The organism is Stenotrophomonas maltophilia group sp. RY12688 (assembly GCF_052149045.1).
Classification (GTDB): domain Bacteria; phylum Pseudomonadota; class Gammaproteobacteria; order Xanthomonadales; family Xanthomonadaceae; genus Stenotrophomonas; species Stenotrophomonas sepilia.
In genome coordinates this window covers 3,792,186-3,809,820 of the sequence record NZ_CP197389.1, presented here as the reverse complement: position 1 = coordinate 3,809,820, position 17,635 = coordinate 3,792,186, and the positions used below count along the sequence as shown (strand labels likewise).

Here is a 17,635-nt window from a genome sequence, read left to right as displayed (position 1 = left end):
CCGGGCAGGGCCCGGCGATCAGGGGTTCGGCGGGTCGGCCACGGCCTGGCCGTTGCCCAGCATCCACAGCATGATGGTCTTCTGGCGCACGTAGTTGGCGCGCACATAGGCGTAGACCAGGCCATGCCAGCCGTCGCGGAAGCCGCCACGGAACACGAAGCCGCGCCAGAACCGCCAGGCCGGTGCCAGCACCAGCTTGCCCAGCGTGGCCCGTTTACCGCGCGCGAACTCGTGCTCGGCCATCATCCGCGCGTACTTCTCGGTCTTGGCCAGCTGCTGCTGCAAGGATCGGTAGGGATAGTGGACCAGGTCGCCGCGCATGGTACCCACACTGCCATCGACGCTGGCGGCCTCGTGAATCTCGCGCTTGCCGCGCCAGCCGCCACGGCGGCGGTCGAACAGGCGCATCACCCGGTCCGGGTAGGCATTGCCATGGCGCAGGAACTTGCCGAAGTACTCCGACAGGCGTGCGAAGCGATAGCCGGCATGGCCAGCGAAGCCACCGTCGCGGGCCTGTTCGATGGCCGCACGCAGTTCCGGGCTGATCCGCTCATCGGCGTCCAGGCACAGCACCCAGTCGTGGCGGGCCTGCTCGACGCAGTACGCCTTCTGGCTGCGGAAGCCGTCGAACGGGCGCTGCAGCACGCGGGCGCCTGCGGCCTCGGCGATGGCCACGGTGGCATCGGTGGAGTAGGAGTCCACGACGACGATCTCATCGCAGAAGGCCAGTGAGGCCAGGCAGTCGCCGATGCGGCCGGCCTCGTTGAACGCGATAATGCAGGCCGAGATGCGAGGCCGTTCGATGGGAGCGGTCGTGGAGGACATGATGGCCGGGTACCTGTTGTTTGCGACGGAGCGCTATGCGCTGCCTATTCTCGCCCCGTTGGCGCAGGCCTTGCACGCCTCCGGGCAGGAGGTGGCAGCCTGGTTCGAGGGCGGCGCGGCCGGCAGCCAGCTGCCGGGAGTGCCCAACATCGGCCTCAAGCAGGCGCTGGCAATGCGGCCGCGGGCGGTGTTCAGCGCCGCCAACTGGGTGCCGACCTTCCTTTCGGGAGCCAAGGTGCAGCTGTTCCATGGCTTCAACGTGGAGAAGCGGGACAGTGCGCGCGGCCACTTCCGGGTGCGCGGCATGTTCGACCTGTACTGCACGCAGGGGCCGGCCACCACCGGGCCGTTCCGCGAGATCGCGGCCCTGCAGGGCCACTTCGCGGTGGCCGAGACCGGCTGGCCGAAGCTGGATCCGCTGTTCCGCGACGATGGTGGCGAGAGCGCCGCGCTGCGCGCCGCCGCTGGAGGACGCCCGGTGATCCTGTTCGGTTCGACCTTCACCGAACGCCTGAGCGCAGCCCCGCACCTGCATGCGCAGATTGCTGCCGACATCGCCGAGGGCAAGCGCTACTGGCTGCTGACCCTGCACCCGAAGTGCCCACCGGAATTGTTCGAACGCTACCGCGCGCTGGCCGGTGCCAATGCGCGCTTCGTCGAGCCGGAGCAGGTGATGGCTGCACAGCGCGCCGCCGATGTGCTGGTGTCCGATACGTCCTCGATCGTTTCGGAGTTCATCGTCCAGCACAAGCCGGTGGTGACCTTCCGCAACCGGGTGCCCAAGCCGCACATGATCGACTTCGACGACCCGGTGCAGCTGCCGGCGATGCTGCAGCGCGCGCTGCATCCCGACGCCGCGCTGCAGGCGGAGATCGTGCGCTACGCCGATGCCATCCATCCGTACCGCGATGGCCTGTCCAGCGAGCGCGTGATTGCGGCTACCGAGGATTTCCTGTCCGGCGAGATGGGCGTGCTGCGGCGCAAGCCGTTCGGGAGCTGGGTGCGCGACCTGCAGATCCGCAAGGACCTGGGGTATTGGGGGCCGTCGCAGCGGTAAGCCGAGCGTGGGCTCGGCTCTACAGTAGATCCACGCCATGCGTGGATGCGCGACCCCAGGCCGCGGTAGTGCCGGCCAGCGGCCGGCACTGCCTACCAGCGCAGCTTGCGCCGCGCCAGCGCGGCCGCCAGTTGATCCATCACCTGTTGCGCCTGCGCCTGCGGCAGGTAGTGCAGGATCAATGCCACATCGCCATGCGCGCCGGCGGTATCCAGCTGCAGGCTGCTGGTGCCCAGCAGCTTGTCCAGTGGCGAGCGCAGCAGGCGCAGGCCCTGCACCTTGTCCAGCTCGGCCCAGCGCCACCAGCGCTTCCACCAGCCGCCGCGCACGGCGACGTAGTGGTCATCCAGATACCAGCCCATGCGCGCCATCTGCCGATGTGCCACCAGCAGCGCCAGCGGCAACCAGGCCAGCACGATCAGGCCCCATGATCCCCAGCGCCAGTACGCGGCTGCGGCCAGCACGGGGACCAGCAGCAGCGCACCCAGGCACAGCCGCCACCAGCCACGCTGGGGAATGGACTGCCACTGCGCCGGTGGCCACTGCAGTTGTGGCAGCAGGTGCTGCACCAACTGCTCGCAGCGCATTGCCGGGGCCAGCGGTGCCAGCTCGCGCAGGGCGCGGTCCTGGTCCCGCGAAGGGCCGCCGGCGGCGCTGTCGATGCGCAGCTGGCGCAGGCCGAACCAGCGATGCAGGGTGGTTTCGTGCAGCGTCCAGGCCTGGATGCGGCGACGCGCGACACTGCTGCGGGTTCGGCTGACCAGGCCAGCCGAGACGGTCAGCCGGCGATCCTGCTCGCTGAGAGTGAAGCCGTGATAGCGCAGCAGGGTCAGCACCACCGACAACGCCCGCAGCGCCAGCCAGCCCAGCAGCAGGGCTGCGGCCAGCAGCAGGAAGGCGCCGGCCACGCCGGGATGCAGGTGGCTTGCGTAGCCGAAGGCCTCCCTGCCACCACGCTGGATGGCCGCGTCCATCACCGGCCGCGGCACGGTCTGGAACAGCACGCCGAAGGCGGCGATCGCCAGTGCCCATCCGCGGTTGGAGAGCAGGCCCATGCGCACCACGTCCCAGCTCGACAGGCGCAGCAGCACCTGTTCGGTGTCGGTCCCGGTGATCGAGGGCGTGGCGACGACGTCGGCGGCCTGCGGTGCCTGCCCACGCTGGCGCACCAGCCGTTCCAGCGCCAGCGCCTGGTCCAGCCTCAGTACCCGCATCTCGGCTTCCGGCCGCACGCCGCCGGCTGATTCCAGGCGCAGCTCGGCCACACCGAACAGCCGGTGCAGCGGGTTCTGCCGCACTTCCACGTTGTGGATGCGGGCGAACGGGATCTCGCGGCGGTTGCGCGCCAGCAGCCCGCTGCGCACGGTGATGGCATCGCTGCCGATGCGGTAGCGGTAGCTGAGGTACTGCAGCACCGAGACCAGCACCAGTGCCGCGATCGCCGACAGTGGAATCAACTGCGCCCACATCGGGTCGCGCTCGCCACGCTGGCCGAACACCAGCAGCGCGACCAGCGGCAGGAAGTAGTGGCGCAGCTGCATCAGCAGTACGAACAGCCACGACCACGGGTGCAGGCGATGGTCCTCGCCACCGGCAGGCAGCGATGCGGGCAGGGGCGGCGGCAGGCTCACAGGGCGTCGGCGTCCTGGTCGAGCTGGTGCGAGAGGGTGTCGCGCAGGCGCTCGGCGTCGGCTTCATCCAGGCCGTTGACGGTGACCGCGCTCATGCGGGTACCGGCAGTGTGCACGATCAGCGTGGCCAGGCCGGCGCGGCGCTCCAACGGGCCCCGGCGCAGGTCCAGGTGTTGTACGCGCGATATGGGAATGCGGGTTTCCAGCTGCCACATCAGGTCGCGGCGCAGGCCCAGGCCCTGGTCATCCAGGCGCCAGCGGGTGCGGGTCAGTCGCCGGCGGCCGAGCCAGGCGCCGAAGAGGATGCCGATCAGCAGCCCCAGGGCGGCAGTCCACAGGCCGCCGGGCAGATCGAAGAACCAGGCAGCTGCGGCCAGTGGCAGACCCGGCACGAACAGTCCGCCGAAGGCGCCTTCCAGTGCGGCCAGGCGGGCGGCACGTTGCGGTAGCGATTGCCAGGCTTCGGTGGTCGGGGCGATGGGGGCGACGTCGGTCACGCGGGCTCCGTCAGGTGGCAGGGCGAGCGGCGGCGGTGGCCGCACCGCGCAGACGGTAGCAGGTCGGCTGTGTTACTGGGCAGCCTGGATCAGCGCATCGACATCCAGCAGGTGGCCAGCACGATCGGCCTTGGTGCGCAGGTAGTGTTCGTTTTCGGCGGTGATCTCGCCGGTGACCGGAATGCAGTCCAGCACCTCGATGCCGGCATTGCGCAGGCGCTGTGCCTTGGTCGGGTTGTTGCTGAGCAGAGCCACGCGCGAAATGCCCAGGCCATGCAGCATCGCCACCGCACTGCCGTAGCGGCGTTCGTCGGCACCGAAGCCCAGCTGTGCATCGGCGTCGATGGTGTCCAGGCCGTCGTGCTGGTAGCCGTAGGCGCGCATCTTGGCGGCGATGCCGGTGCCGCGGCCTTCCTGGTCCAGGTACAGCAGCACGCCGCCGCCCAGTTCCTTCAGCTTGCGCAGCCCGCGCCGCAGCTGGTCGCCGCAGTCGCACTTGAGCGAGCCGAACAGGTCGCCGGTCAGGCACGAGGAGTGCACGCGTACCGGTACCACCGACGACAGGTCCGGTTCGCCGACGATGATCGCGACCTGGTCGCGCTGGGCCACGCCGCCGCGGAACACCGCGAAGGTGGTCATGCCGACGTCGCGCAGCGGTACCGGCGAACGCGCCACCAGTTCGTAGTCGTGGGCCGCATGTGCTGCGCCTTCGGCCAGGTCGCACAGGGCCACCTCGGCGGCACCGTCGAAAGTGTGGTCATCCACGTCCAGGCGCACCGCGACCATCGCCGGCAGCAGCAGGCCCAGGCGGGCCAGCTCGACCGCGCCGGCATCGAAGGCGTCGCCGGCTGCCCAGCCGTCGGGCATCGGGCCGGGCTCGCGCAGGTAACCCAGCGAGGGCAGGGTATCGAAGGCAATGCCAGCCAGCGGCAGGCGCGCGCCTTCCGGTGCTTCCACGCCGAGCACGCGGGCGCGGGTCGCGGTCAGGAACAGGTAGTGGCGCTCGCGCGCGGCACCGGCGAACGTGGCAAAGCTGCTGGCAGTGGCGCTGTCCAGTGCAATCACCGCCAGGCGCTGGCCCTGGCCATCGTGGAGCAGTACCGGGCGACCGGCACGCAGTTCGGCCACCGCGCGTTCGCATCGGATCGCGGCGGGATCGCCGAACAGGGAAGAGGCAGCAGGCATGGCAGGACCGGGGGAGGCGGACATCGCAGTCTCTATGGGGGCGCCGGCGTCGTATTCAACGTGGTGCGGCCGCCGGTCGCAGGGGCCGGACGGGCCCTGCGACCGTCAGTGCGGATGCTCTTCGGTCGCGTACGGGTCTTCCTCGCCGCTGCCCGGTGGCCGCAGCGTATAGCGCTTGTAGGTCCATTGGTACTGCGTCGGGTCGCGGCGGGCGATGCGCTCGATGCCGGCGTTGAGCGCGGTGGCCGCCACCTGCGGGTCCGGGTCGGCCACGGCCGGGTCGGTCGGCTCGATGTGCAGGGCGAATTCCATGTCCGGCCCAACGCGCTCGCACCAGCCATACAGCACGGTGGCGCCGGTACGCTCGGCCAGCCGGTTGACCAGGGTCATGGTCAGTGCCTGCACGCCGAAGAACGGCACGAACACGCCGTCGCCGGCCTTGGGTTGCTGGTCGGGCAGGATGCCGGTGGCACCACCGTCCTTGAGCACCTTGAACAGCTGGCGCACGGCGGGACCCTCGGCGCGCACCTGCTGCACGTTCTGGCCGCCCCGCACCAGCTGCAGGAAGGCGTCGCTGGCCTCGTCCTCCGGTGGCTTGTAGACGATGGCGATGTGCCCGCGCGAGGCCAGCCACTGGTTCAGCAGCTCCCAGTTGCCGAAGTGGGGTGCGGCCACGATCACGCCCTTGCCGCTGGCCAGGGCCGCGTCGTACAGGGATTCGCCGTGGCGCTGCTTCAGGTGCAGGCGCAGGTTGTCGGCCGGCCTCTGGCTCCAGAGCCGCAGCGTCTCGATGGCCTGCAGGGCGGTGGAGCGCAGCAGCTCGCGGTGCAGGCGGTCGCGCGCCGGACCGTCCAGTTCCGGGTAGGCCAGTTCCAGGTTGCGCCGGGTGACGCGGCTCTCGCGAGCGTTGAGACGGACCCACGTCCACGCCAGGGCATGCGCGAACGCCCGCAACAGTGGCCAGGGCAGGCGGGCGAACAGGGTGGTGGCGCGGTAGACCAGCCGGGCTTTGCGTTGCGGATTCATCGGCGCCAGTTTAGCCAAGGGCGCTGCTATCGTGGCCGGCCCTGTTCATTGGAAGCCCACGATGCTCGTCCTGATCCAGCGCGTCAGCCAGGCCGCCGTCCATGTCGACCAGGAAGTGGTGGGGCGGATCGGCCCCGGCCTGCTGGCCCTGGTCGGCATGGAACCGGGCGATACCGAGGCCCAGCTGCGACGGATGGCCGAGCGCCTGCTGGGCTACCGGGTGTTCGCCGACGAGGCCGGGAAGATGAACCGGTCGCTGCGCGACACCGGCGGCGGCCTGCTGCTGGTCAGCCAGTTCACCCTGGCCGCCGATACCCGTTCGGGCATGCGCCCCAGTTTCACGACCGCCGCACCGCCGGACGAGGCTGAACGCGGGTTCAATCGATTTGTCGAGATCTGTCGTGAAAATCACGCGCCCGGGGTGGAAACGGGCCGATTTGGTGCCCATATGGTCGTCAGCCTGGTCAATGACGGTCCCGTGACCTTCCTTCTCAGGCCCTGAGCCTGCGGGACCACCGCCCGGCAGGCGGGGCCCCGGGCTGGTATAATGCTACGTTCCCTATTTCTCCCTAGCCGGTGGCGCGAGCACTACATGGCCAACGAACGTCCTGCCCAATCCGAAATCAAGCAACTGATCAGCAAGGGCCTGGAACAGGGCTACCTGACCTACGCCGAAGTCAATGACCATCTGCCGGACGACATGGTCGACCCGGAACAGATCGAAGACATCATCGGCATGATCAACGGCATGGGCATCGATGTCCATGAAGTTGCGCCGGATGTGGAAACCCTGCTTCTCAACGATGGCAACACCGGCAACCGCGAAGTCGATGACACCGCGGCTGAAGAAGCTGCCGCCGCGCTGAGCGCGCTCGACACCGAAGGTGGCCGTACCACCGACCCGGTGCGCATGTACATGCGCGAAATGGGCACCGTCGAGCTGCTGACCCGCGAAGGCGAAATCGCCATCGCCAAGCGCATCGAGGAAGGCCTTTCGCAGGTCCAGGCGGCCCTGGGCCAGTTCCCGGTTTCGGTCGAGTCGCTGCTGAACGACTACGAAGCCCACAAGGAAGGCAAGAAGCGCCTGGCCGAAGTGATCGTCGGCTTCAACGACCTGGTCGACGAAGAGCCGGCACCGCCGGCGGTCGTTGCCGATGACAGCGCCGATGCGGACGCCGAAGGCGACGAGGACGAGGACGACGATGTCGACGGTGGCGATGAAGAAGCCGCACCGACCGGTCCGGATCCGGAGGAAGTCGCCGCGCGCATGCAGGCACTGAGCGATGCCTTCAACGCTTTCAAGAAGGCCGCGACCAAGGGCGACAAGAAGAACCTGCCGCGCCTGCGCGAAGAGATGTCGGCGGTGTTCGTCACCCTGAAGCTGCCGCTGCCGCTGACCGACGTGCTGACCAAGCAGCTGCGCGACACCATGGCCGACATCAAGTCGCATGAGCGCCGTGTGCTGAACCTGGCCACCGTCACCGCGCGCATGCCGCGCAAGGACTTCATCCGTTCCTGGGAAGGCAACCAGACCAACCTGGAGTGGGTGGAAGACGCACTGAAGCGCAAGCAGAAGTGGTCGTCGGCCCTGCGCGAAGTGAAGGACCAGATCATCGCCGAACAGCAGGCGACGATCGACATCGAGAAGCTGACCCAGCTGGACCTGGAAGAGCTGAAGGAAATCAGCCGTGCCATGGCCTACGGCGAAGCCAAGGCGCGCAAGGCCAAGAAGGAAATGGTCGAGGCCAACCTGCGCCTGGTGATCTCGATTGCCAAGAAGTACACCAACCGTGGCCTGCAGTTCCTCGACCTGATCCAGGAAGGCAACATCGGCCTGATGAAGGCCGTGGACAAGTTCGAGTACCGCCGCGGCTACAAGTTCTCGACCTACGCCACCTGGTGGATCCGCCAGGCGATCACCCGCTCGATCGCCGACCAGGCGCGCACCATCCGTATTCCGGTGCACATGATCGAGACGATCAACAAGTTGAACCGCATTTCCCGCCAGATGCTCCAGCAGTACGGCCGCGAGGCTACGCCGGAGGAGCTGGCCAAGGAAATGGACATGCCGGAAGACAAGATCCGCAAGGTGATGAAGATCGCCAAGGAGCCGATCTCGATGGAAACCCCGATCGGCGACGACGAGGATTCCCATCTGGGCGACTTCATCGAGGACACCAACGTGGAGTCCCCGATCGAGAACACCACCAACATCAACTTGTCCGAAACCGTTCGCGACGTGCTGGCCGGCCTCACCCCGAGGGAAGCCAAGGTGCTGCGCATGCGCTTCGGCATCGACATGAACACCGACCACACGCTGGAAGAGGTCGGCAAGCAGTTCGACGTGACCCGCGAGCGCATCCGCCAGATCGAAGCGAAGGCCCTGCGCAAGCTGCGTCACCCGAGCCGTTCGGAGCAGCTGCGCAGCTTCCTGGATATCGATTGATAGCCAGCGGCTGTTGAAGCGTTGAGAGAAACCCCGCCTGGTGCGGGGTTTTTCTTTGGTCGTCCCGGCCATGCCGGTCGGATCCTGACGATGTCACGTCTGCCATTTGATTACTTCCTGCGGTAGCCGCACGCTGACCGTGCAGATGCTCAACACATCGCGTAGGCAGGCCGGTCTCAATCGGCGCTGATGCAAGCGCGCAGCAGGTCACGTACATCACATACGGCCCGCTGCACTGATTCGTCATGCATTTGGAGTGAGGCCATGAATGATGTGGAGCACGATCTGTCTGATTCCCGGCAGACTGATTTTCCGTCGCTGCTTGATTGGGATGAGGTGATGCAGGATGAGCGTGAGGATCGGCTGGGGTTTGCCCGCCGCACGACGTATGCGTTGCTGACGCTGTCTGGTGCGGAACTGGTCGAGGGCTTTGACGGCGGCAACCATAAGGCACTGGAAGAGGCCAGAAGGACGGTGGCGCTGTTCCAGGCACACCTGCGGCGGCAGGCGTGGTTCGTGGAAGCGGCGGAGAAACGGTTGGGGCGTGTTGCTGAGGCTCTTGCTGCTGCCGGGTAGCCGATCGAGCGTGGCCTCCACTACACTGTGGCGCTGCGCAGGGCCTATAGCTCAACGGTTAGAGCAGGGGACTCATAATCCCTTGGTTCCAGGTTCGAATCCTGGTGGGCCCACCATAAAAAAACAGGCACTTAGGCTTACGCCCAAGTGCCTTTTTTGTGCCGGCGGGAAAATTCGCGGGAAAACTCAACGCTTGCGAGGTGGTTTCACGACTGGCAAGTCGTGATCGTAGCGGCCCGTAGTGGTGGGCGATTGTGCCCGGCCGCATCCTGCTTGTCGCCACGGTTGCCCTCGGTGTTGGACGTGAGCCATGCGCGCCTGATGGGTGGCAGGCCCTGCGAGGACGCCATCTGGCGCCAGATCGTGACCGTGCTGGACGCGGCGGACCGTGGCTGTGACCTGTTCGATATCGAGGAACTGCGCCGTGACTACAGCGCCGAGGAGTTCGCCAACCTGCTGATGTGCGAGTTCGTGGACGACAGCGCCAGTGTGTTCCCGCTCACGATGCTGCAGCCCTGCCAGGTCGATTACAAGCCGTTTGCCGTCCGGCCCTACGGCGACCGCGCCGTGTGGATCGGCTACGACCCGGCTGAGACCGGCGACAGCGCGGGCATCGTGGTTGTGGCCCCGCCGCTGGTGCCTGGGGGCAAGTTCCGCGTGCTGGAACGCCACCAGTTCAAGGGCATGGAGTTCAAAGACCAGGCGGCGTTCATCGAGCAGATCACCAAGCGCTATTGGGTGACCTACATCGGCGTGGATGCGACCGGCATGGGCACCTGCGTTGCTCAGCTGGTGCGCCAGTTCTTACCCGGCGTGACTGTCTTCAACTATTCGCCCGAGGTGAAAACGCGGCTGGTGCTGAAAGCCTATGACGTAATCAATGACGAACGGCAGGAATACGACGCCGGCTGGATCGACCTCACGCAGTCACTGCTGGCGATCCAGAAAACCATCACCCCGAGCGGGCGCCAGGTGACCTACACCGCCGGGCGCTCGCGTACCACCGGCCATGCTGACTTGGCTTGGGCACTCACGCACGCGCTGCAGAGCGAGCCGCTGGAAGGCGGACGGGCTGCGCGCGGCACCATGGAGATTTTCTGATGACCGACACCGACCAGAGCGCCATCGCCGCGCCGCCGGTGAGTATCGAAGCCTTCACCTTTGGCGAGGCCAGCCCTGTGCTGGAATCACGCGGCTTCCTCGACTACCTCGAATGCTGGCGCAATGGCCGCTACTTCGAGCCACCGGTGGATCTGCAAGGGCTGTCGCGCACAACGCGCTCCAACCCGTACCTGCACAGCGGCCTGACATTCAAACGCAACATGCTGGTGCGCACGTTCCGACCGCACCGGCTGCTGAGCCGTGAGGCGTTCTCGCAGCTGGCGCTGGACTACACCACCTTCGGCATGGGGTATGTCGAGCGTCGCCGCCCCATGTCAGGAGCCGCGCACAGTCTGGCGGTGCCGCTGGCGCAGTACGTGCGCCGTGGCGTGCAGCCCGGTGAGTTCTTCCCGGTGCGTGCCGCACGGGTAGAGCATGAGTTTCCCGCCGGTGAGGTGTTCCAGCTGCGAGAGGCAGATGCTGATCAGGAGATCTACGGCCTGCCGGAGTGGATGCCAGCCGTAGAGGCCGCGCTGCTGAACGAGTCGGCCACGCTGTTCCGCCGGAAGTATTACAACAACGGTTCGCACGCCGGCTACATTCTCTACATGACCGACCCCCAACCCGAGGGCTTGGACGTGGACGCGTTGCGCGACGCGCTGCGGCAGTCGCGCGGGCCGGGCAATTTCAAGAACCTGTTCGTGCACTCGCCCAATGGGAAGAAGGACGGCTTGCAGGTGACCCCGGTCAGTGAGGTGGCGGTCCGAGATGAGTTCACCGGGATCAAGAGTGTGACCCGCGATGACATGTTGGCGGTGCTCCGGGTGCCACCGCAGCTTCTGGGTATCGTGCCGCAGAACAGTGGCGGGTTTGGGTCGATCCGCGACGCGGCGGGCGTGTGGGCGGCGATGGAACTGGCGCCGCTGCAGACGCACATGGCAGCTATTAACGAGTGGCTGGGCCAGGACGTGATCCGCTTCGAACCCTTCGAACTGGAGGCGACCGCATGATGATTCGAGAGCGCCCGAGCTGCAGCGTGGGCGCTCACTTGTGGGCCAAGGCGGTGGAATGAATGGCGCCGATAGCACAGTGACGGCTTTATCTCGAGAACGATGGCCCGTCTTGCGTATGCGCCTGCTGTGCCGGTTGTTGTTCAAGGCTCGCTGCTTGTGATTGGCTCAACGCATCAGCGCGATGAAGCGATTCCGCCTCCGGTGCGCGAAGCGCATCCATCGTACTCATATGGCCTCGACGATGGGCGGGATCGTCCATTGCTCCCTCGACTATGAAGACCCTCTCACCTCGAGCTAGGTTCTCTGTCGGATTGTTCAAGACAACATGGTCAACCCGTGAAAGGCTCTGCTCCTTCGCCAGTACCAGCAAGCTTGCAGACATGCGCTGACTCGACTCGTCCCAAGGTTTCCCATGCTCTGCGTCCAGGCGTTCCACACCTGCCCTAATCTGCATGTAGAGAGAGCGGTCAGCATCGCCGAGTTCAGGGGCTGAGGAGGATGCTCGCTGCCGTGAGGGCGAGTCGTCGCTGTCCGAACCGACTATTTCCGCAACCGCAATGCGCTCGGCGTCAAATTCTGGATCTGGCCTACGCCGCCGTTGCGTGGGTGCTATTTCCCGGTCGTAGTAGTCGCCATAGTAGAGTTCGTATGTCGCATGAGGACCAACAGACGGAGCCTCTGTCTTGAACACCTCAGCGATCTGCCCAAGTGCTTGGTTACGGTTGATCCGTCCGGCCTGGAGTTCCGCTGCAATGGTTCCGTATTGTTGTGGACGATTACCTGTGCCGGAAACGCCAATATCTGGACCGCCAGCTGCAACGATCTCACGCTGGACCTGGACATTGCTGAGAGTCGCGGCGGCTTCTCCTCGCAGCTCGCTGTTCACATAGGCTTGCTTAGAAGTTCGATTTTCGGGTTCGGTGAAGAGATGGTGCCCAACTTCGTGAGCAAGAGAACTTGCGATCCTTGAGCCTTGCCCAATCGCATTCTCGTCAATAACGATCTTGACGCCGGGTATAAGATAAGTGCCTTCACCGGCTGCCCCCCATTGGATAACGATACCTTCACGCCTCGCCTGGGTGAGGCCCGCCTGAAGTGTTGGGGATTTTGCTAGAAGCGGCGCCAAGGAGGGGTCGTCCAATGGCGATGCAGGACGCCGTGTGGCTCCTGGGCGGCCTCCCTCCTGCGGCTGCGGCAGTCCAGATTCTTCAGTACGCTCCATGCTCCGGCTCCTTCGCAATAACAGGGATCAGCGCTGACTGATCGATATGTAGGTCAGCGTCACGTTATCGGAATCGAGTCCGAGCACGACCTTTGCATCGTTCACCTGCGCAGACCAGTAAGGGCGAGAGCCAGGCGCGTCAGGCCGAGATGGATGTTTGGTCGAGTTTTCCCAGATGATTTCCTCGAGCGCAATGCTTGGTGGTGCGATCTCAAAGATCAGGTTCGCGAGCGCAGGATCGTCAGCAGCACTTCTCAGCCTGATGTTCCGGACCTCAAGGTCGCCCAACATTCCGTGTTCTGCGATCCGTTCGTCAATCACGTCCTGGCGTGTCGGCTCTCCCAGATGCGTGTGGAGCTGTTCATTTAACGCGTCGACATCATCAAAACGTACACTAGACAGGCGCTCGATGTCGTTCTTGAATCGCTCCATACCAATTTCACTCCCTGATTTGACGGACTGTCTTTGATTAGATTTATGCGATGGGGTTGGTGAGGCACCGCTCGAACACGCTGACAGTATCAACGCTGAAACGGCTATTGAGAGGCAGCGATACGCTGCAAGCCGGAGGTGACTCCGATCTCCGCGCCTTGATGAAGTAGCGCATTTGTCGAGCCATGCATCCATGAAGGTACCTCTCGCGCCAGGAACACTGTCCCGAATCTAGCACAACGTCTTGTGATGCACGGGTCGGAACCCCCACCGGATAGCGATTTTGGGAGATTTCGCGCAGTGTTAGATTATTCGTTTAGTTGGAAGGGGCGAGCTATGGGTGGGCAAGAGGAAGCAATCGCGACAACTAGGGAGGTTGCAATCAACCATTTCTTCGAAATCACTGCTTTCATCGTGCGCCATGTTGGGTGAGTAGGAAACTTCTGTTGGGTTACAAGCAGCAGGATCTGTATATGGCCTCAGACATCTCGTTGGATCGCTCTATCTGGTTGGGCTGCAACAGTTTGGAGAGTCTCGCAATGGATGCCGCTGATTGGCTATTGGGGTGCGCGCGCTGATATGCGAGCCAGTATGCAAGGCTCTTTTCAGGGGATTTGTCGGCAATGATCCCTCGGTCATGGATGTCAGCAAGGGCTTCAATCGAGTCGACGCTTCCCTGTGATACCGACTCATTTAGATAATCAATCGCATCCCTTCGATAATTGGCTATCCGTTCCGGATCCTTGAGCGCTTCAGTCAAGTTTCCAATGATGGCTTTCGGGTCTTTGGCGAAAATCAGTCTCGCTTCGACCGACCCTTGGGCGGCAGCAAGAGAGAGCCAATTCTCATCTCCGAGTTCCGTTCGCCCTATCAGCCCTTGGCAGTGGCCAATCTCCTGGCCGATTTCCACTGATGCGTAGGCCTTGTACTCATCGGCATCACCTGAGTTAAGCGCCCGCTTGCAACTGGCAATGCGGTTATGGATCTCATAGCTCGACTGGGCATCGCCGGCCCGTGCAGCCGCGATGCGCCTGTCAATGTATTCCGAGGCGTCGCCTTCGTAGTGAGGTGTTTCGATCTTGAGCAGAAATGCCTTGCCACCCAAAGCCACTGTTGATTCGATGGATTGGTGTGGCGAACGCAAGGATTGATGAATGCTTGATTCAGATGCGATATCCGTTGACGAAGTGCTTTTCTCACTGAGAGGAACCTCATCTCCTTTGCTTTCTGACATCGGATGGTCTGCAGGCCAACCAGGAAATGGTTGCGACTACGCCGATGACGAACATTCCATATATGAGAATTCTACTGATCTTCAATTGATTCCTTTTCCCTTGTCGTCGCGGAGCTTTGCGATGGACTGACCTCGGGCCGTGGTGATAGCTGATTTCGGCGCTGATCCCCTGCCTCTCGATTCCCGGGATTTCATATTGCGGGGTGATATTCACTGTCAACCAGAAATTCGTTGCAGCGGGCTACGCTTTGCTCTTGCGTGTTCTCAGTCACGCATCGGTGGACGTAAAGCGACAAATACCCTTCCTCGGAACGCGAGCGCATGAATGGCAAAATGGCCATTCCGTGCCGCGGTAGCAATTGGCTTGTTCTCTCGCTAGCCCGACGGCGGCCGCCGCAGTTGCGATCTCATCGCGAAGGTTGCGCCCTCCCTCCTGGTGCGGCCGCGACGCGATCGCGTTGACCGTTGGCCTTGGTGTATCTGTAGCGGAACCTGAGCCCACCGCCGGCGAGCTTCCGCACATCCGGGCAGCCCACACCATGCGACGCTGGATCCGAGGCCCGTTGGCCGATCGGCAAGGTGGCCAGTCCGTTCTCTCCGAGCATTCCCTTCATTGCGCCCATTGGCGACCGCTCGGCGACCTTTTGTCAGCGGAAGGAGGTGCACAAAGATGAGCGAAGATGGTCGCGGGGCCTGGGAATCAGCCGCGTGGTTTACGGCTGGAAGGTCTGTGGAGGCGCGTGGAAGCGCTGTGGAGGCCCCGTAATCCGTCGATTCCAGATTCGAATCGTGATGGGCCCCCACGCGACCTCGCACGACCTGTTGCAGATCTCATTGCTCCCGCGCCCCGCGCGCCCTGCAGCGTCGGTACCATCTGATCCGCACACAGGGATCGACCATGCCCAACACCGATACACCGGTGGAAGACTTCACCACCGAAATCGAAGACAGCCGGCACCTGTTCGCCTGGTGTCTGGTCCACCATGGCCAGGTGCCCGAGGCGCAGGCGCTCGAACAGGCACGGAAGCGCTATCCCGACCAGAGCCCCGGCCGCGAATACGAATACGCGCTGATCTTCCACGACGAGCCCTGGCACTGGGCGATGCTGCACATGAAGGGCGAAAGGTATTGGCAGCAGCACCCGGAACTGGCGCGGCCGTCGCTGGACTACGAAGCCGAATCGGACGCACTGTGCCTGGCCCGCGGTGAGCAGGTGCCACTGCTGGATGAGGACGAGTACCTGGGCGCGCTCGCGCATGCACGCCACATGCGTGCATGGACGCTGGTCCATCAGGCGGGTCGTTGGCCGGATGAAGCGCGCCAGGAGGCGCTTGGTCACTACGCGTATCATCCGCGCCATCATCGCGGGCGATTTCAGGTTCACGATCCGCGTGACGGCTGGTGCCATGTGATGAGCGCATTGCATGGCAACGACTACTGGGCGCGACCCGAGCTGCGGGAACCGCCACAGGCCTATTGGAGCGAGTCCCGCGCCTTTGTTTCGGCGCAGGGAATCCGCTTGCCGGACCCTCCGGGCTGAGGTCTGCTCAGCCAGCGAAGGCGCAGCGCCATCGATCACCGCACTCTGTGCCGAATGACACATGCCCTGCCATTTCTGCTGGCGGGAAGATGGCGGCATCCTGAAGTGGAGTGATCTGATGCCTGGTACGCTCAGTCGTCGCACCTTCCTGGCCAATGCCGCGGCTGTTCCGGCGGCCACGCTCATGCCCACCGGTGTTGCCACCCCGGCGCGGCCAAGCGTCACCACCGCGAGCCTGATCGACGCGGAACGCGGCGTGATCCGCTCGGCCATGGACGGCAGCGGCATCGGTGCCGCTGCCGTCTGCCTGGTCGAAGGCGGGCAGGTGCGCTGGACTGAAGGCTTCGGTCACGTATCAGGCCAGGGCAGCGTGCCCGTAGACGCCAGCACGATGTTCAGCATCCAGTCCACCTCGAAGAACTTCGCGGCGGTGGCGGTGCTGTTGGCCGTGCAGGACGGCATCCTTGATCTGGACGCGCCCATTACCCGCTATCTGCCGTCGTTCACGGTGCGCAGCCGCTTCGAGCATGCTCCACAGGAGCGCATCAGCCTGCGCCTGCTGCTTGCCAATCGCGCGGGATTCACGCACGAGGCGCCACTGGGCAACAACTACGAACCGGCGTCGCCGGGCTTTGATGCGCACGTCCGCAGCATCTCGCAGACATGGCTGCGCTTTCCGGTGGGTACGCGCTATCGCTACTCCAACCTGGGCTTCGACCTTGCCGGTCATGTCCTTGAGCAGGTTGCGGGCATCAGCTATCCGGCCTGGCTGCAGCGCCGGATCTTCGAGCCGCTGGGAATGCACGACAGTACGGCCGATGCGTCGGTCTACCTGGCAAGCAAGGTGCGGGCACTGGGAACCCAGGAAGGCCATACGCAGGTACCGCCGGTGACGCCGCTGGTGGTGTCGGGAGGCGTGTGGACCAGTGCCGCCGACATGGCGAAGTATCTTGGCTTCCTGCTCGGTGGCGGCCGATCCGGTGCGCAGCAACTGCTTGAGCCCCGTCTCTGGGACGAGATGCATGGTTTCGGCCTGGGCGGCGACTACGGGCTCGGTGTCATGCGCAGCGAACGCCTCTACGGCAGTACACCGGTGCGGCTGCTGCACCACCGCGGCGGGGGCTTCGGATTCGGGTGCGTGTTCACCTACTGCAGGCAGGCAAACGCTGGATTTGCCGCGATGTTCAATCGCGCGACGTCTGCGGGGTACGGCATCGGCGAGCGTCTGCTCGATCAGCTGTTGTCGGCGCGTTTCGGGCCCCGTCAGCCGCGTGTGCCCCTATCAAGCCTGGCGCCGATCAGGTTGACCCAGGACCAGATGCAGCAGATGGCGGGAAGCTGGATCGGGCGCAGCGGCAAGGCGAAGATCGGGGTTGCCGGAAACGGGGAGCTGCAACTGCATCGAGGGGCGCACGCCGAGGGTACCCGCTTTGCGGCCATCGACGGCGATCAACTTTTCACTGTGGACACCGATGGAGAGGTTGCGACGTACCGTTACCATGCGGCGACGGACATGCTGCCGGCGTACCTGGAATGCAGCAACGGCGAGGATGGCCTGGACCAGAACGATCCCATCGATGGGCCCACCGGGCCGCAGGCGCCCCATTGGCAACCCTGGCTGGGACGCTATCGCGTTGACCAATGGGGCAAACCATCGATGTTCGTTGTGCTGGAGCAACGACACGGCTGGCTGTACATCGATGGCATCCGCCTGGTTGCTGAGGTGGAGCCAGGATTGTTGTTCACCAGCGATGGCGAAGCGGTGGATTTTCGCGGCTCCCAGCCGACATGGCGCAACCTGCGCCTGCAGCGCGTCGCGCCCGTGGACCAGGGGTGATGGCGGCATGCCG

General features: G+C 64.6%; 16 protein-coding genes and 1 tRNA gene. 9 read left to right on the top strand and 8 right to left on the bottom strand.

What is annotated here, in order from left to right:
- Nucleotides 1–18: 18 nt before the first annotated feature.
- Nucleotides 19–825: a glycosyltransferase family 2 protein gene (locus tag ACS0OT_RS17650; RefSeq protein WP_442255919.1), complete on the bottom strand. Its 807-nt coding sequence runs from the start codon at nucleotides 823–825 to the stop codon at nucleotides 19–21.
- On the opposite strand from ACS0OT_RS17650, the gene ACS0OT_RS17645 reads away from it, so the two are divergent.
- A complete protein-coding gene (locus ACS0OT_RS17645) occupies nucleotides 824–1,882 on the top strand; it encodes a CDP-glycerol glycerophosphotransferase family protein (protein ID WP_065178793.1) in 1,059 nt (352 codons plus the stop codon). The genes ACS0OT_RS17650 and ACS0OT_RS17645 overlap by 2 nt on opposite strands.
- Nucleotides 1,883–1,974: 92 nt before the next feature.
- Here the strand turns inward: ACS0OT_RS17645 and ACS0OT_RS17640 are convergent, their stop codons facing one another.
- From ACS0OT_RS17640 to ACS0OT_RS17625, 4 genes are all read right to left on the bottom strand, one after another.
- Nucleotides 1,975–3,513, bottom strand: a complete 1,539-nt coding sequence (locus ACS0OT_RS17640) for a PH domain-containing protein (RefSeq protein ID WP_442255918.1) — start codon at nucleotides 3,511–3,513, stop codon at nucleotides 1,975–1,977.
- A complete protein-coding gene (locus ACS0OT_RS17635) occupies nucleotides 3,510–4,010 on the bottom strand; it encodes a PH domain-containing protein (RefSeq protein ID WP_005419594.1) in 501 nt (166 codons plus the stop codon). The genes ACS0OT_RS17640 and ACS0OT_RS17635 overlap by 4 nt, the downstream gene beginning before the upstream one ends.
- 72 nt (nucleotides 4,011–4,082) lie before the next feature.
- Nucleotides 4,083–5,219: a GTP cyclohydrolase II RibA gene (ribA, locus tag ACS0OT_RS17630; protein ID WP_053496995.1), complete on the bottom strand. Its 1,137-nt coding sequence runs from the start codon at nucleotides 5,217–5,219 to the stop codon at nucleotides 4,083–4,085.
- Nucleotides 5,220–5,300: 81 nt separating this feature from the next.
- Nucleotides 5,301–6,221 (bottom strand): lauroyl acyltransferase, encoded by a 921-nt coding sequence (locus ACS0OT_RS17625; RefSeq protein WP_053496997.1) that lies wholly within the window; start codon nucleotides 6,219–6,221, stop codon nucleotides 5,301–5,303.
- 61 nt (nucleotides 6,222–6,282) lie between these two features.
- Here ACS0OT_RS17625 and dtd point away from each other — a divergent pair, with 61 nt between their 5' ends.
- The 6 genes from dtd to ACS0OT_RS17595 all read left to right on the top strand — a co-directional run bounded on the left by dtd (nucleotide 6,283) and on the right by ACS0OT_RS17595 (nucleotide 11,354).
- Nucleotides 6,283–6,723 carry a D-aminoacyl-tRNA deacylase gene (gene dtd / locus ACS0OT_RS17620; RefSeq protein ID WP_065178791.1) on the top strand — a complete coding sequence of 147 codons (441 nt, stop codon included), beginning with the start codon at nucleotides 6,283–6,285 and terminating at the stop codon, nucleotides 6,721–6,723.
- Between the two features lie 90 nt (nucleotides 6,724–6,813).
- Entirely contained in the window at nucleotides 6,814–8,667 is a 1,854-nt protein-coding gene (gene rpoD / locus ACS0OT_RS17615) for an RNA polymerase sigma factor RpoD (protein WP_005419586.1), read from the top strand.
- A gap of 264 nt (nucleotides 8,668–8,931) precedes the next feature.
- Complete coding sequence (locus ACS0OT_RS17610; protein ID WP_139727781.1) at nucleotides 8,932–9,243, top strand: hypothetical protein; 312 nt, start codon at nucleotides 8,932–8,934, stop codon at nucleotides 9,241–9,243.
- A gap of 40 nt (nucleotides 9,244–9,283) precedes the next feature.
- A tRNA-Ile gene (locus ACS0OT_RS17605) sits at nucleotides 9,284–9,359 on the top strand.
- Nucleotides 9,360–9,546: 187 nt separating this feature from the next.
- The gene (locus ACS0OT_RS17600) at nucleotides 9,547–10,344 is read left to right on the top strand and encodes a phage terminase large subunit family protein (RefSeq protein ID WP_255312995.1); all 798 of its coding nucleotides are present in this window, start codon (nucleotides 9,547–9,549) and stop codon (nucleotides 10,342–10,344) included.
- Nucleotides 10,344–11,354 carry a phage portal protein gene (locus tag ACS0OT_RS17595; RefSeq protein WP_139727727.1) on the top strand — a complete coding sequence of 337 codons (1,011 nt, stop codon included), beginning with the start codon at nucleotides 10,344–10,346 and terminating at the stop codon, nucleotides 11,352–11,354. Before ACS0OT_RS17600 ends, ACS0OT_RS17595 begins: the two co-directional genes overlap by 1 nt.
- 88 nt (nucleotides 11,355–11,442) lie before the next feature.
- Here ACS0OT_RS17595 and ACS0OT_RS17590 read toward each other — a convergent pair whose 3' ends face one another.
- From ACS0OT_RS17590 to ACS0OT_RS17580, 3 genes are all read right to left on the bottom strand, one after another.
- The gene (locus tag ACS0OT_RS17590) at nucleotides 11,443–12,579 is read right to left on the bottom strand and encodes an XVIPCD domain-containing protein (protein ID WP_139727725.1); all 1,137 of its coding nucleotides are present in this window, start codon (nucleotides 12,577–12,579) and stop codon (nucleotides 11,443–11,445) included.
- 27 nt (nucleotides 12,580–12,606) lie between these two features.
- Complete coding sequence (locus ACS0OT_RS17585; RefSeq protein WP_005419578.1) at nucleotides 12,607–13,011, bottom strand: hypothetical protein; 405 nt, start codon at nucleotides 13,009–13,011, stop codon at nucleotides 12,607–12,609.
- Between the two features lie 451 nt (nucleotides 13,012–13,462).
- Nucleotides 13,463–14,245, bottom strand: coding sequence for a hypothetical protein (locus ACS0OT_RS17580; RefSeq protein ID WP_139727723.1), 783 nt, complete (start codon nucleotides 14,243–14,245; stop codon nucleotides 13,463–13,465).
- 898 nt (nucleotides 14,246–15,143) lie between these two features.
- On the opposite strand from ACS0OT_RS17580, the gene ACS0OT_RS17575 reads away from it, so the two are divergent.
- Nucleotides 15,144–15,785 (top strand): hypothetical protein, encoded by a 642-nt coding sequence (locus tag ACS0OT_RS17575; protein ID WP_139727720.1) that lies wholly within the window; start codon nucleotides 15,144–15,146, stop codon nucleotides 15,783–15,785.
- 61 nt (nucleotides 15,786–15,846) lie between these two features.
- Nucleotides 15,847–17,622, top strand: a complete 1,776-nt coding sequence (locus ACS0OT_RS17570) for a serine hydrolase domain-containing protein (RefSeq protein WP_255312994.1) — start codon at nucleotides 15,847–15,849, stop codon at nucleotides 17,620–17,622.
- Nucleotides 17,623–17,635 lie beyond the last annotated feature (13 nt).